The sequence below is a fragment of the Flavobacterium sp. KACC 22761 genome (assembly GCF_034058155.1).
Taxonomy (GTDB): domain Bacteria; phylum Bacteroidota; class Bacteroidia; order Flavobacteriales; family Flavobacteriaceae; genus Flavobacterium.
On sequence record NZ_CP139148.1, the window covers coordinates 1,959,667 to 1,973,678 of the forward strand.

Here is a 14,012-nt window from a genome sequence, read left to right on the forward strand (position 1 = left end):
ATGGTTGCGTAGAATTCGGAAGATTTTTTTTAAAATATTATTTCGAAATGTCTTTTATCTGGATATTTCTAAAATCAATTGGCGAACGCTCATAATTCAAAGAAATTTTGCCTTCTGTAGAAGAGGCTTCCGTGCATTCGTTTACTAATTTTCCGTTTAAATATTGCTTGATTTTTCCGTTTAATGATTTAATAACAACTACATTCCATTCGCCATAAGGTTTCTCGTTTTCTGAAAATTTAGGAGAAACTACACTTGCGCCGGCTTCAACTAATTTTCCGTTTACTTTTGCTGTTACTTGATCCAAAAAGATAAAATCGCCCGTAGTATTTTCTTTTATTTGAAACTGAATTCCTTTTGGCCAGATTTTATCAGAAGCATCTAGCGGAATATTATACATCACGCCGCTGTTTTTCACGCCTTTCATTTTGTATTTCTCGTCAAGATTCCATCTGTACTCAAGCTCAAGCTCAAAGTTTTTATAGCTTTTTTTCGTCATCAAACAACTTGGATCTTCACCATGCATGCGAATCATTCCATCTGTGAACTCATATACTTTTGATGGTTCCTGTTGCGCGGTATTGGATTTAGTAAAAGCATACCAATCGTTTATTTCTAAACTTTTTTGCTGAACCAGACATGAATTTAGAATAAAAAGTAAAGCAAAAGCAAAAGTTGTTTTTTTGAACATGATTATGAATTTGAAAACGACATTGATTCGTTTGATGATTTTAAAAAGTAAAAATAACGATACGGATTAATATAAAAAACAGGCAATTTTGGTTTTTTGTTTAATAGGTTGAAATATTTTTATTTATAAATAAAGTTTTGATTAATGAAATCACATTGTAAAAATTCATAAATTATGGCAGTTTAACAAAATAATTCTAGCAAATAAATTTTATGTCATTTGATATGGAAAATACAGAATTTGAGAATCAAAGAAGAGCTTATTCTAATTATATCAGTTTTTTTTATCCCAATATAAAATGGACTACGACTATATACAAAGACTTGTATGATATTTTAGATGAAGATTTAAACTTGACAAAAGTAAGTTTAGGAGATTTCTTTCTTGAGAAATTCCTCAATATTTTAAGTGATAATTTAGTTATAATAGAAAATGAAGTTGATGATTATGCTCGAAACAAAAATTTTGATGATATACAAAAAGAGCATATTTTTTATTACAAACCTTTTTTGGAAAAATGTGTAAAAGAACTACTTGAAAAGTATAGATTGAAAAAAGAGTCTAAAATTAAAAAGGAAAAGATGATAACTAATTATGATAAAATTTTAAAAGAATTAAAAGTTATCGAAATCATTTTTAAATCTCAAATGGATCCTACTATACATTTAGGAAGTGGAATAGGATTGGCTAGGTTTTGTAATGAGATTTTTATATTTTCAGATATTGAATTATTTAACATTGGAAGTTATAAAGTTGAATATACATCAAGATTAGAAAATTCAAAGAATAAATTGTTGGTACGTAATGAACTGGCAAATATTTATAATATATCTGTGGAACTTTATAATTACTATATTGAAAATTTATCTAATCATCCAAATAGAACAGAAATTTTCAGAGGGAAAGATACGGAACGACAAATTATAGATAGTACTGGATATTACAATTTTATAAATTTTAGGGCAAGTTTTTGTTTTTTTGGAGTTGAGAAAAAAGATATAGGTTCAGCATTTTTACAAAATAATTTTAGCTACAGATATAAAAATGAAATGCTTCTTAATTTTTGTGTACAAATATTGGAATTTATAAAGTTGAGCGGCGTTTTGTTTGATGAAAATGCAGAAATGTTAGAAAAGAATAAAGTAATCAAATCAGAAAATAAAAACCCTTTTCCATTAATTTTTGCAGGCGATGATAGTAAAAATTACGACTTGTTTGAAAAATTTGTTACGAGTCATGTAATCGATAAGTATATTGATTTGAGCTTTATATTTCAGCAAATGAAGTATAAAGGATATATTTTAGATGTTAAACATCTGAAATTTATGGACTGGTTAAGTAAAAATAATTATATAACTGCGAAAGACTATGAAGATTTTAAAGAAAAGAATGCATTTAGGTCATTAAAAAAATGTGCATCTGGTACTAGGCTAAATTTATATTTAAAATTGGAGGAAGAAATAATTTCAGATTCCGATTAATCGGAAAAAACTACCATAAATCGGAATTCAAACTGTTGGAATATTTGTGAAACAATTTTAAATATGTCACAAATGAAAATAGTACAGTTTGTAAATTATTCGAAAAAAAAGTCTTTAAATAAAATTATTAAGAGACTAAAACGGTTCAATGAGAAAAAGAAGTATTTGAATAAATACAGAGAAAAAATAAAAATACTTAGGTTAGCTTTTGAGTTATATCGTATTTTAAATCAGTTTCTTAATTTTCTAGAGATTCATGATTTTTCAGTTTTTATAAAAAAGATACATACAATATGGTTTTAGATCAATTCCATAAAATTCATGAATATCCCAAAAACAAAAAAGCTTCTGAAAATTTTTTTCAGAAGCTTTGTTTAAGTGCGGATAATAGGACTCGAACCTACACGCCTTGCGGCACCAGATCCTAAGTCTGGCACGTCTACCAATTTCGCCATATCCGCGGTAATTGTGGGTGCAAAGATAAGCATACTTTCGAATATTCAAAGAAAAATTTCAAAAAAATTATTAATTCTCTTTTTTGTACTTTTGGGTTTCTATAAAAATTATTTAAATGGAAAATATTAAGTCCTACGTTCAACAACATAAAGATCGGTTTATCAATGAATTGATCGAATTATTAAAGATTCCGTCGGTAAGTGCCGACACTGCATATTCACAAGATGTTATTGACACAGCAGAGGCTGTAAAAGAAAGTTTATCAAAAGCAGGGTGCGATTATGTCGAAACTTGCGACACTCCAGGTTACCCAATTATCTACGGAGAGAAAATAATCGACCCAAATCTTCCAACGGTTTTAGTTTACGGACACTACGATGTTCAACCGCCAGATCCATTAGAATTATGGACTTCGCCACCTTTTGAACCCGTTATCAAAACGACAGAAATTCACCCAGAAGGCGCAATCTTCGCGCGTGGAGCATGTGACGACAAAGGTCAGATGTACATGCACGTAAAAGCGTTAGAATATATGGTGCAAAACAATGAATTGCCATGTAACGTAAAATTCATGATCGAAGGCGAGGAAGAAGTTGGTTCAGCAAGTTTGGCTTGGTTCGTAGAGCGCAATCAAGAAAAATTGAAAAACGATGTGATTTTGATTTCTGATACCGGAATGATTTCAAACCAGCAACCGTCAATCACAACAGGTTTAAGAGGTTTGAGTTATGTTGAGGTCGAAGTTACAGGTCCAAATCGTGATTTGCATTCAGGTTTATACGGCGGAGCAGTGGCGAATCCAATTAATATTTTGGCAAAAATGATCGCTTCGCTTCACGACGAAGACAATCATATTACGATTCCAGGATTCTACGATAAAGTTCAGGAATTATCTGCAGAAGAAAGAGCTGAAATGGCAAAAGCGCCTTTCAACTTAGAAAAATACAAAAAAGCTTTAGACATTGCTGATGTTTACGGCGAAAAAGGATATGTAACAAACGAACGCAATTCTATCCGTCCAACTTTAGACGTAAACGGAATTTGGGGCGGTTATACTGGCGAAGGAGCAAAAACAGTTATTGCGAGTAAAGCTTTTGCTAAAATCTCAATGCGTTTGGTTCCGAATCAGGATTGGGAAGAGATTACAGAATTATTTACAAAACATTTTACAAGTATCGCTCCGGCCGGAGTTACAGTAAAAGTGACGCCTCATCACGGTGGACAAGGTTATGTAACGCCAATTGACAGCATCGGATATCAGGCAGCAAATAAAGCGTATACAGAAACGTTTGGAGTTCCTGCAATTCCGGTTCGTTCAGGAGGAAGTATTCCAATTGTGGCTTTGTTCGAAAAAGAATTGAAAAGCAAAACAATCCTTATGGGATTTGGTTTGGATAGCGATGCTATTCACTCGCCAAACGAGCATTTCGGAATCTTTAATTACTTGAAAGGAATTGAAACTATTCCGTTGTTTTACAAGTATTTTGTGGAATTAAGTAAATAAGTTTTTTGCCACGAAGGCGCTAAGACACTAAGTTTTAAGGTTGAGATGCTTTGTCAAAGTTTTGAACTTTGACAAAGTTGACTTCAATATAAATCCGTTCAGCAATGAGCGGATTTTTTTTTTTGGCGTTCCCTTCGGTCGGGCTTTCGGCTATATCTTTTATTCCGCTCCGCTACATAAAAGGATACCGCCTCTATCCCTAACGCTCAGAAATACGATGAAATATTCGGGATTTCAGGTTTTTATGATTTTTTGATGCTTAATATTTTAAAATTGTAATTAACGTATTTAAATTAAATTAGTATTTTTATAAGAGAATAACTAAAAAAATACCGCTATGATCTCAAAATTAAATTCGGTTTCCAAGATAAAAATAGTTTTGTGTTTTGCTTTTATTTTGTTTTATAATCTCAGAACTACTGCGCAAGAAGCAAAACCCCAAGCAAGTTATTATCAAACAGCAGATTTGACCGAAAAGCCAACTTATCCTGGTGGAATGCCGGAGTTTTATAAATTTGCAGGTCATTTTTACAAAGTACCATCAACGCCAACCGGAATTGTGTTAAAAGGAACCATAAAGGTTACGTTTATAGTACAAAAAGACGGTTCACTAACCGATATGAAAGTCGTCAAAGATCTTGGCTACGGCACTGGTGAAGAAGCTTTAAGAGTATTAAGGTTGTCTCAAAAATGGATACCTGGCAAATTAAACGGGAAAGTGGTGCCGGCTGAATTCCATCTTCCAATTTCTATTCAAGAACCTGATAAACAATAGTAAAATTTTAATTGAATAAAAATTTTACTGTAAAAGTTGCACGTTTGATTTTTATTTCTACATTTGTAGAGCAACATCTATAAATGTAGAATTGAAAATATGAAAAACCTTCTTTTGTTATTTTTTTGCGGATTTATGCTTTTCAGTTGCAAAAGCAAACCAGTCAATCAAAAAATTGATCATAAGAGAGAAGGTGTGTGGATTGATAATTATACACAAGATAGCACGGTTTACAAGTCGTATGAATATTACAAACATGATGTTCCAGTAAAAAAGTGGAGATCGTACATAAACGGAAAGCTTTATAAAACCGAAAAGTATAAAAACGGAATTTGCATCGTAAAAAGTTATTACGAAAACGGAAAATTAGAATCAAAAGGAAAAACAAAATTAGAAACCAATTCGGTTGAAACACATTGGTTTTATTTTGGAGAATGGAAATTCTATTCGGATAAAGGAAAATTGAAAAGCATCAAAAATTACAATAAAGGCGAATTAATCTCGGAACAAAATATCAAATAAACTGCTCACATTCAACCATGAAAAAAATAATTGCTTTTAGTTGTATTGTCATGATTTGTCTTTCCGCGCAAGCGCAAACATACAAAGAATGGATTCGCAAAGCAGATTCTTGCTATGGGAAGGAAAACTATAAAATGTCGGTTGCTTATTATGAAAAAGCATTTAAAATGGAACAAAAATCTGCAAGAAATTTTTACAGTGCAGGCTGTTCTGCGTCTTTGGCAAAAGAAAATAAAAAGGCATTTAAATGGTTGAATCTAGCCATTGACAATGGATATCAAAACATGGATGAACTTCAAGTTGATAGGGATTTAATGGCGTTGCATTCTGAAAAAGAATGGAAAAAAACAGTTGAGAAACTACAAAAGAAGTTAGAGATTATCGGAGTAAATTATGATAAGGTGCTGGAAAAAGAACTTTCTGAAATTTATATTGAAGATCAAGAAATTCGCGGAGAATTTATGAATGTTTATAAATCCCCAAAACCTGACAAGAAGAAAATTGACAGTATTGGTCAAATTATGCTTAGAAAGGACAGTATTAATCTTATCAAGGTCATGAAAATATTGGACGAAAGGGGATGGTTAGGAAAAAATGTTGTAGGTGTTCAAGGAAACAAGACTTTGTTTTTGGTCATTCAGCATTCTCCTCTAAAATATCAGCAAAAGTATTTGCCAATGTTGAAAGAGGCGGTTAAAAACGGTAATGCAAGTCCAATAAATTTGGCCTATTTGGAAGATAGGGTAGCTTTAAGAGAAGGAAGACATCAAATTTATGGAAGCCAAAGTGCCAAGAATAAAAAAACGAATAAATGGTACATATCGCCGCTTATTGATCCAGATAATGTCGATAAAAGGCGCGCAGAAGTAGGACTCGGACCTATAGCAGATTATGCCGCAAAAATGAATATTGAATGGAATTTGGAAGCGTATAAAAAAGAATTGCCTGAACTGGAAAAACTTGAAAATATTAAAGAATTAAGAATTAAGAATTGATTTTATTCTTCAGAAAAAATAAAAAGGAGAGAAAAGCTCAGAACCTTAGAACCTTAAAAAATATGCAATTATCAAACGCAGAAGAACAATTAATGGAGCATTTATGGAAGCTTGAAAAAGCTTTTATGAAAGATTTGCTTGAAGCATATCCAGAACCAAAACCGGCAACAACAACTGTTGCAACATTGCTAAAGCGAATGATCGACAAAAAATTTGTTGCTTACAACGAATTCGGGAATTCGAGAGAATATTATCCTTTGGTGAAGAAAACAGATTACTTTTCGAAACACGTAAAAGGATTGATCAGCAATTTCTTTAACAATTCGGCTTCACAATTTGCTTCGTTTTTTACAACTGAAACAAATTTATCTGCTTCAGAATTGGAAGATCTTAAGAAAATAATCGACTCGGAAATTCAAAAAAAGAAAAAATGATAGGCTTTCTTATAAAATCAGCTATTGCTTTAGTCGCTTTTCTTGCCTTTTACCATTTCGTATTAGAGCGCGAAAAAATGCATCAGTTTAATCGATTCTTTTTGCTTTTTGCGATTGTGTTTTCGTTGATTGTTCCGTTTGTTTCATATGAAATAGTCAAAGAAATTCCGGTAAATGCAACCAATCAAATTGTTGTGAGTCAGCCCGTAATTCAGATGCAAAATGTTGTCGAGGAAACCAATTACAAATTGATTTTTTTATGGAGTCTGTATGCAATTGTGACTTTGACATTGGCACTGCGATTTGGAAGAAATATTAAAAACTTTGCATCTAAAATACGTCGAAATCCAGCAGTTGATTTTAAAAATTCGAAATTGATTTTGGTAGAAGAAAAGATTCTGCCACATACTTTTTTGAATTATATTTTTATCAATGCGGGTGATTTTAAAACCCAAAATATTGAACCCGAATTATATGCACATGAATTGGTTCATGTAACGCAAAAACATACACTAGACATTTTGTTTGTGGAGTTTTTAAAGACTATTTTTTGGTTTAATCCAATCTTTTTGTTCTATAAAAAAGCAATACAACTCAATCACGAATTTCTTGCCGATCAGGAAATTGTGAAAACTTATAACGATGTTCCATTTTATCAAAATCTGCTTTTGAATAAAGCGAGTGGAAGTCAAACGATTTACTTGGCCAGTAATTTGAATTATTTAGTAACAAAAAAACGATTAATTATGATGAAAAAAAGAACATCAAAAAACACAGCGTTTCTAAAAAAAATTGCTGCCTTGCCCGTTGCCATTGGTTTAGTCTTTCTTTTATGTGTCGAAACTATTGCGCAAGAAATTAAAACAGATGCAGGAAACAAAAAGACACAGAATGTTTTGTCTTCAGACAAATATTATGCAAATACAAACTTTGTTTTCAAAAACAAAGGCAATACCATTCTTGTTGAAAAGAAGTACTCCGAATTAACAGAACAGGAAAAAAAGCTTGTCCCGCCTGTGCCATCTTTGGCTAAAAAATCCCCTGACTCACAAGAATATGAAGGTTTTAAAAACAGTGAAAATTATGCTGTATGGATTGATGGAAAACATGTTCCTAATTCAGATTTAAATGAATATGAGGCAAGTAATTTTGTTTCGTACTTTAATAGTTTTGTGCACAAAAATGCAAGAAGTAAGAAGTTTCCGCAAAGGTTTCAAGTGACATTGTTTACTGCCGAAGGTTATGATAAAGCGTATGGTCAAAATAAAGTATTAGATGCTGGAACCATAACCATTATAGCTAGTGAAGACGCACGCAAAAGTAAAACTCAAAAAACGCCTGAAAAAGAAATTACAGCAACTGTAGAGGAAATCGATAAACAACCTGAATTTCCCGGCGGAATATTGGAGTTCTATAAATTTATTGGGAAAAATTTTAAATCGCCAATAGAAGCGGACGCAAATAAAGTTCAAGGAAAATTTTTAGTAGAATTTATGATCGAAACAGACGGTTCGCTTTCAGAATTTCAAGTAGTAAAAGATTTAGGTTTTGGAGTAGGCGAAGAGGCAATTCGTGTTTTAAAACTTTCTCCAAAATGGAATCCAGGAATCCAGAACGGACAGCCAGTTCGTGTGCTTTATACTTTGCCAATAACTATTCAATCGGAAAAGTGATTTTTTAGGTTCAAAGGTTTAGAGGTTCAGAGGAACAAAGGCTTTCCTCTGCGCTAGACGCACTGCAGTGCGTCTCTACAAAAAAGATCCGCTTACAAAATAGGAAGCGGATTTTTTGGATAATAGAATGTCTAATATTATTAGATTTTAAAAATCTTTAAAAGGTAAAATTTTGGTAATTCAATTGGTTTTATTGGTCATCATAATCACCCATTAGGGCATAATAACCAAAAATACCTAATCCTAGACTTATTAAAGGCGTAAGTATAAAAAGGATAATAATTCCAAAAACTAAATCTTCTTGTTTGCCCGATCCTAGTTTCGGTAAACCAAAAATAAATATGCAAAAATAGGCAGAAGCAATCGCCAAAGCAATCCAAATTAATCCAAGGGCTCTTCTTATCTGATTCATATTGATGTGTTTAAATGTGAGTATTTTTTTTGTCTTTGTTTTTGATGTATATCATTCCAATTACAAGAGAGGTTCCTGCAATTATGATAGGATACCAAAGTCCTTCAAGAAAAAAAGTAGGATCTCCTTTTTCTTTTGCATTTATGACCAGATAAGTGGAAATTGCGGGAAGCAATCCTCCAAAAATTCCATTTCCAACATGGTAAGGTAATGACATAGAAGAGTATCTGATTTTAGCAGGGAACATTTCTACCAAAAAGGCAGCAATTGGACCATAAACCATCGTTACGAATAATACCTGAATAAATATTAAAAAAACTAAAGACCATTTGTCACTGTTGTTGATGGTGACTGTCGTTTTGATTTCTGTTTTAGGTTTTCCATCTACAATAACTGCTTTTCCATTTTCTAAGGAAACCGTTTTAATTTGAAGAAAAGCAGTTCCATCAGTATAAGACTTGCTAGTAGTATAAACAGAATCCATTGCAAATTCGTGATTTTGGTTTTCTTTGAGCTCGGCCTGAATTTTGGTTTTGCTTACAATTTCTGTTTTTGTTTTAACATCAGTTGTATCGTACATTTTTTGATAAATGGGTCTGTAAGATAAAATTGCAATCAGCATTCCGGCCATCATAATATATTTTCTGCCTATTTTATCACTTAACCAACCAAAAACAATAAAGAACGGAGTGCCTATTAATAATCCAATTCCCAACAAAGTATCTACTTGTGAAGAATCTATTGACATAACAGTTTTCATAAAACTCATTACATAAAATTGTCCAGTATACCAAATTACGCCTTGCCCCATTGTAGCTCCAAATAAAGCCAATAGCACAAATTTTAAATTGTATCGGTTTCCAAAACTTTCTGCTAAAGGGTTTGTACTTGTTTTACCTTCTTGTTTTGCTTTGGCAAAAACAGGGGATTCATGCATGTTTTTGCGAATCAAATAGGAAATGCCAACCATAACAATTGAGATCCAAAACGGAACTCTCCATCCCCAGTGATTAAATTGTTCGGGTGTAAGTAAATTTCGAGTTGCCAAAATCACCATTAATGATATAAAAAGCCCGACGGTTGCTGTGGTTTGAATCCATGATGTCCAATAGCCTCGCTGTCCTACAGGAGCATGTTCGGCTACATAAGTTGCCGCGCCTCCATATTCGCCACCAAGAGCAAGTCCCTGAAGCATTCTTAAAAGTAATACTAAGACAGGCGCCATAAACCCAATGGTTTCATAACTCGGTACACAGCCTATCAAGAAAGTTGCGCCGCCCATTAATAATAATGTAACCATAAATGTATATTTCCTTCCTATAAGATCACCTAGTCTTCCGAAGAATAAGGCCCCAAAAGGGCGAACTACAAAACCGACCGCAAAAGTTGCTAATGTTGCTAAAAATGCTGCAGTGGGGTTGTCAGCGGGGAAAAATTTTGTTGAAATTACGACTGCTAAACTTCCAAAAATGTAGAAATCGTACCATTCAATCATCGTCCCCATAGAAGAGGCCGAAATAACCTTCCAGATTCCTTTTGTTGATTTTTCTTTCATATGGTTTTATTTATTGGTTAAAAAGAGTATGCGCATGAGAGTAATGTTCTAAAATTGCCAACAGTTGTTAGGTTTAAATCGGCTTTTCCATTAGCATTTTTATCTAAGTCTCCCCATTGAGCTGCGGTATATTCTAATTCTGGAGTTATTTTGAAATTATTGTGCTTAAACTCTACACGTCCGGAAAGACGCCAAACATTATCAATGACTCTGGAGTTGGAAATACCTCGGTTGTAATATTTTACGGTTTCTCCGACAGCGAGGCCGTTTCTTCCGTCACCTTGATTTTTGGTATATCCGAAAAATAATGCCGGTGCTATTTTTTTATTGTTGCTAGCTACATCAATCCAAAAGGATGAGGTTTTTATTGCTTCGTATTTTTCGGGATTTAAAGGAGTCGAATACCCTGCAAACCCTCCTAGCATTACAAAATTGATCATATTTCCACCTGTAATTCCATATGTTTTGATGGAGATTTTATCGTTTGCATATTTGACAAAACCTAAAAAAGATGTGCTGTTGACTTTTTCAGAAGTTTTTGCTTTTGTATCAATTGTTGGAGCGTATTCTGTAAGAGGCTGAAGCGATTTGTATTCTGCTCCAATGCCTGCAAGCCAATTTTTATTTTTAAATTGAAACTGCCCATGGAATGTTGGCAAAGGGGAATTAATTGATGCTGCATTTTGTGTGCCTCCTGTGGCTGCTGCAGTTGTAAATTCTCGTTCTTTATAGATGGTTGCCGCAAATGATAATTCTTTTGTGAAATTTTGCTTTAGTTTAATTTGCGATGCCCATCCAAAAGGATTAAACATAATTCCGGTATTAAAATTTGCTACTCCCGGAAAAACTTCAGGAATAAATGCAGGATACCAAGTTTGTCCAATTAAAAGAGACGTTTTTTGCCATTCCATATTTATGTAAGCGTGTCTCAATCTTACTAGTCCTATTGAAGCTTCGGTATTTCCAAAAAAATCTCCTTCCAGTGTTCCTGTCATTTTTGCTCCCCAAACATTTGGCCCTTTTATTTTTAAGCCTACTCTAGAGACTATTGACAAAATGTTTGAAGCCGAAACATCATTTAAATCTGCCCCATTTGCATCCAGAACTTTGTCCAAAGGATAGAGATTTAAATTATCCTCTCTTACCTGAGCCGATTTTCTAGTGTCGAAAATATAATCAGTTCTTATAAAACCATAAAAATTAAAATCCCATTCTTTTGCAGTAATAGTTGGAATAACAGAAACGGTTTCGGGTTTTGTAGTCTGCGAAAATCCTTTCAGGGAAAGTATTCCCAAGAAAAGAAAAAATAACTTCTTTTTCATAATTTAAATGGCTGGTTGGTTAGTTTGATAACAACCAAATTCAAATTATTTATCAGTAAAAAAAAAGTTACTATATTTATCTGTAAACTAGTATAGTTATTCTTTAAAACGTTGCCATTTTATCACCATAAATTTATCTCCAAGAGCTGTTATAATGACTCCTGCACCGGTCAGTAATTCCTTGTTTGACAGTTGTTCAATTAATTCTAGATGATTGAAAATTTTGTATGTAGGATGATATTCTACCTGATGTGGTTTTTTTATATGAAAAGCTTTTATCCACTTGCTAATCGTGACATGTGAAATGCCAATAACTCTCTCAATTTCCCTATAACTTAGACCTTCAAGATACAATTGCAAAGCTTTGGTCACATAGTAACTATCAATTTTTTTTCCTATTTTGTTGACTGTAAAAAAATAATTGCATTTTTTGCACAGATATCTTTGCTTGTTATTGATTATACCACTTTTAATAATATAATCGCTTTGACACTTCGGACATGCTAAAATTTCCATATATATATAAAGTTTGTATAAATATAGTAAATTAGCTACAAAAATAGATTTCAATCAAATAAAAAAGAAGGAAAAAACACATTTTTTGGTTAAATCATCCAAATATGTTGATTATAAAAGAATGTAAAAGAGTTGCAAGGAGTAAAAAAAATCCGCTTCTTTGCATCAGAGAAGCGGATAAAATAAACTAAAAAAAAATTCTAAAAAATAAAATCAAAAAACTTGGACTAAAACAAGTCCGGATTATATCCAAAATAGGGCACGATTTGTTCGTTAAAAATAACCCCATATTCTTCTAATTCTTTTAAAATGGGTTCATAAACTTCTTTTTTAATCGGAAGCTGAACACCTGGAGTTGAGATTTTTCCATTCAAAATCAATAATGTTGCCATAGCTACTGGCAAACCAACAGTTTTTGCCATCGCTGTATAAGTTTGATCATCGCCAATGCAAACCATTTTTGAGTCGATTTGCTTTTTTTCGCCATTGCATTCGTAACCAAATTTATGATACATGACAATCATGTCTTTGTCATCTGGCTTTAAAGCCCAACTATCAGTCAATATTTTTTCTAAAATCTGAGCCGGAGTTGCATTTGGCAGATTTACTTTTTTGTTTGGGTTGAATAAATCCAGTTCCAAAAGTTTGTCCCACATAATATCGTCCTGATCAATTTTAAGAATAAATCTAGTTTTGATTTCGACAGAATCTGTTGGATGATAAGGCAAAAACGAGTTCATGAATTGACGATAACTCATGTTTTCAGAATCTTCGATAATATAACTATCATCTGTCATTCCGAGCTGGACAAACATGTTCCAAGCTTTCGAAAAACCAACTCTTCGGATTGTTCCTCTATATAAAGTCAAGATATCATCAAGTCCGTAAACCGATCTGTATTTGAGAGAATCCCTGTTTGAATAGGCTTCAAATTTCCCGTAACCTTCGACTTCCAGAAATTCAGTTCTGCGAAACAAGGCGCTGTACGGGATGTATTTATAAGTGCCCTCTTGAATAAATTTCGCGGCGCCTCCTTGCCCTGCTAAAACCACATTTCTTGGTGCCCAAGTAAATTTATAATTCCACAAATTATTGTCAGATTCAGGTGCTACAAGTCCGCCGCAGAAAGATTCAAACAAAAGCATTTTGCCACCTTTTGATCTAATTTCATCAATAACTTTCATGGCGCTCATATGATCAATTCCAGGATCTAGGCCAATTTCGTTCATGAAAATCAAATTATTTTTTTTCGCTTCTTCATCAAGCGCTTGCATAGCATCACTTATATAAGAAGCCGTTACAAGATGCTTTTTGAATTGAAGGCAATCTTTGGCAATTTCAATATGCAAATGTGCAGGAAGCATTGAAATTACGATCGAAGCTTTTTCAATCGCCGATTTTCTTTCTTCAGCATTAAAAATATCTAAAGCAATTGGAGTTGCATTTGGGTGCTTTTGTGTCTTTTTTTCGGCCAAAGCCAAAGAGAGATCTGCAACAACCAAATGAAGGTTCTCGCTCTCAGATTTTGAAAGTAAATAACGAATCAGTGACGACGCTGAGCGGCCTGCTCCAAAAATTAATATGCTTCTCATATTTTATATTTATAACACAAATATATTAAAATGTTATAAATATAACAATGTGAAATGATAAAAAATGTAATTTATTTTTGAAAT

General features: G+C 33.0%; 13 protein-coding genes and 1 tRNA gene. 7 read left to right on the forward strand and 7 right to left on the reverse strand.

Annotation, left to right across the window (positions count from 1 at the left end):
• Window positions 1–37: 37 nt before the first annotated feature.
• Window positions 38–691 (reverse strand): 3-keto-disaccharide hydrolase, encoded by a 654-nt coding sequence (locus SCB73_RS08575; RefSeq protein ID WP_320569633.1) that lies wholly within the window; start codon window positions 689–691, stop codon window positions 38–40.
• A gap of 224 nt (window positions 692–915) precedes the next feature.
• Between SCB73_RS08575 and SCB73_RS08580 the strand changes: the two genes are divergently transcribed.
• Window positions 916–2,172 (forward strand): hypothetical protein, encoded by a 1,257-nt coding sequence (locus SCB73_RS08580; protein ID WP_320569634.1) that lies wholly within the window; start codon window positions 916–918, stop codon window positions 2,170–2,172.
• Between the two features lie 379 nt (window positions 2,173–2,551).
• Here the strand turns inward: SCB73_RS08580 and SCB73_RS08585 are convergent.
• Window positions 2,552–2,633, reverse strand: a tRNA-Leu gene (locus tag SCB73_RS08585).
• 110 nt (window positions 2,634–2,743) lie between these two features.
• Here SCB73_RS08585 and SCB73_RS08590 point away from each other — a divergent pair.
• From SCB73_RS08590 to SCB73_RS08615, 6 genes are all read left to right on the forward strand, one after another.
• The gene (locus SCB73_RS08590) at window positions 2,744–4,132 is read left to right on the forward strand and encodes a dipeptidase (protein ID WP_320569635.1); all 1,389 of its coding nucleotides are present in this window, start codon (window positions 2,744–2,746) and stop codon (window positions 4,130–4,132) included.
• A 337-nt stretch (window positions 4,133–4,469) separates the two neighbouring features.
• Entirely contained in the window at window positions 4,470–4,907 is a 438-nt protein-coding gene (locus SCB73_RS08595; protein WP_320569636.1) for an energy transducer TonB, read from the forward strand.
• A gap of 99 nt (window positions 4,908–5,006) precedes the next feature.
• Window positions 5,007–5,429, forward strand: coding sequence for a toxin-antitoxin system YwqK family antitoxin (locus SCB73_RS08600; RefSeq protein ID WP_320569637.1), 423 nt, complete (start codon window positions 5,007–5,009; stop codon window positions 5,427–5,429).
• Between the two features lie 17 nt (window positions 5,430–5,446).
• Window positions 5,447–6,424 (forward strand): DUF6624 domain-containing protein, encoded by a 978-nt coding sequence (locus SCB73_RS08605; protein ID WP_320569638.1) that lies wholly within the window; start codon window positions 5,447–5,449, stop codon window positions 6,422–6,424.
• A 62-nt stretch (window positions 6,425–6,486) separates the two neighbouring features.
• A complete protein-coding gene (locus tag SCB73_RS08610) occupies window positions 6,487–6,858 on the forward strand; it encodes a BlaI/MecI/CopY family transcriptional regulator (protein WP_026726910.1) in 372 nt (123 codons plus the stop codon).
• A complete protein-coding gene (locus SCB73_RS08615; RefSeq protein ID WP_320569639.1) occupies window positions 6,855–8,531 on the forward strand; it encodes a M56 family metallopeptidase in 1,677 nt (558 codons plus the stop codon). Before SCB73_RS08610 ends, SCB73_RS08615 begins: the two co-directional genes overlap by 4 nt.
• Before the next feature lie 190 nt (window positions 8,532–8,721).
• Here the strand turns inward: SCB73_RS08615 and SCB73_RS08620 are convergent, their stop codons facing one another.
• From SCB73_RS08620 to SCB73_RS08640, 5 genes are all read right to left on the reverse strand, one after another.
• Window positions 8,722–8,943 (reverse strand): DUF6814 family protein, encoded by a 222-nt coding sequence (locus tag SCB73_RS08620; protein WP_320569640.1) that lies wholly within the window; start codon window positions 8,941–8,943, stop codon window positions 8,722–8,724.
• A gap of 10 nt (window positions 8,944–8,953) precedes the next feature.
• Entirely contained in the window at window positions 8,954–10,498 is a 1,545-nt protein-coding gene (locus SCB73_RS08625) for an MFS transporter (RefSeq protein ID WP_320569641.1), read from the reverse strand.
• A 17-nt stretch (window positions 10,499–10,515) separates the two neighbouring features.
• Complete coding sequence (locus SCB73_RS08630; RefSeq protein WP_320569642.1) at window positions 10,516–11,820, reverse strand: DcaP family trimeric outer membrane transporter; 1,305 nt, start codon at window positions 11,818–11,820, stop codon at window positions 10,516–10,518.
• A 96-nt stretch (window positions 11,821–11,916) separates the two neighbouring features.
• On the reverse strand, window positions 11,917–12,336 hold the full coding sequence (locus SCB73_RS08635) for a transposase-like zinc-binding domain-containing protein (RefSeq protein ID WP_320569643.1): 420 nt from the start codon (window positions 12,334–12,336) through the stop codon (window positions 11,917–11,919).
• A gap of 227 nt (window positions 12,337–12,563) precedes the next feature.
• Window positions 12,564–13,928, reverse strand: coding sequence for a saccharopine dehydrogenase family protein (locus SCB73_RS08640; protein ID WP_320569644.1), 1,365 nt, complete (start codon window positions 13,926–13,928; stop codon window positions 12,564–12,566).
• Window positions 13,929–14,012: the final 84 nt, after the last annotated feature.

What these genes read in the sequence shown, in the direction of transcription:
- SCB73_RS08575 (WP_320569633.1), bottom strand. Translation starts at nt 691, where the DNA reads ATGTTCAAAAAAACAACTTTTGCTTTTGCTTTACTTTTTATTCTAAAT.
- SCB73_RS08610 (WP_026726910.1), top strand. Translation starts at nt 6,487, where the DNA reads ATGCAATTATCAAACGCAGAAGAACAATTAATGGAGCATTTATGGAAG.
- SCB73_RS08600 (WP_320569637.1), top strand. Translation starts at nt 5,007, where the DNA reads ATGAAAAACCTTCTTTTGTTATTTTTTTGCGGATTTATGCTTTTCAGT.
- SCB73_RS08640 (WP_320569644.1), bottom strand. Translation starts at nt 13,928, where the DNA reads ATGAGAAGCATATTAATTTTTGGAGCAGGCCGCTCAGCGTCGTCACTG.
- SCB73_RS08615 (WP_320569639.1), top strand. Translation starts at nt 6,855, where the DNA reads ATGATAGGCTTTCTTATAAAATCAGCTATTGCTTTAGTCGCTTTTCTT.
- SCB73_RS08620 (WP_320569640.1), bottom strand. Translation starts at nt 8,943, where the DNA reads ATGAATCAGATAAGAAGAGCCCTTGGATTAATTTGGATTGCTTTGGCG.
- SCB73_RS08590 (WP_320569635.1), top strand. Translation starts at nt 2,744, where the DNA reads ATGGAAAATATTAAGTCCTACGTTCAACAACATAAAGATCGGTTTATC.
- SCB73_RS08595 (WP_320569636.1), top strand. Translation starts at nt 4,470, where the DNA reads ATGATCTCAAAATTAAATTCGGTTTCCAAGATAAAAATAGTTTTGTGT.
- SCB73_RS08630 (WP_320569642.1), bottom strand. Translation starts at nt 11,820, where the DNA reads ATGAAAAAGAAGTTATTTTTTCTTTTCTTGGGAATACTTTCCCTGAAA.
- SCB73_RS08580 (WP_320569634.1), top strand. Translation starts at nt 916, where the DNA reads ATGGAAAATACAGAATTTGAGAATCAAAGAAGAGCTTATTCTAATTAT.
- SCB73_RS08635 (WP_320569643.1), bottom strand. Translation starts at nt 12,336, where the DNA reads ATGGAAATTTTAGCATGTCCGAAGTGTCAAAGCGATTATATTATTAAA.
- SCB73_RS08625 (WP_320569641.1), bottom strand. Translation starts at nt 10,498, where the DNA reads ATGAAAGAAAAATCAACAAAAGGAATCTGGAAGGTTATTTCGGCCTCT.
- SCB73_RS08605 (WP_320569638.1), top strand. Translation starts at nt 5,447, where the DNA reads ATGAAAAAAATAATTGCTTTTAGTTGTATTGTCATGATTTGTCTTTCC.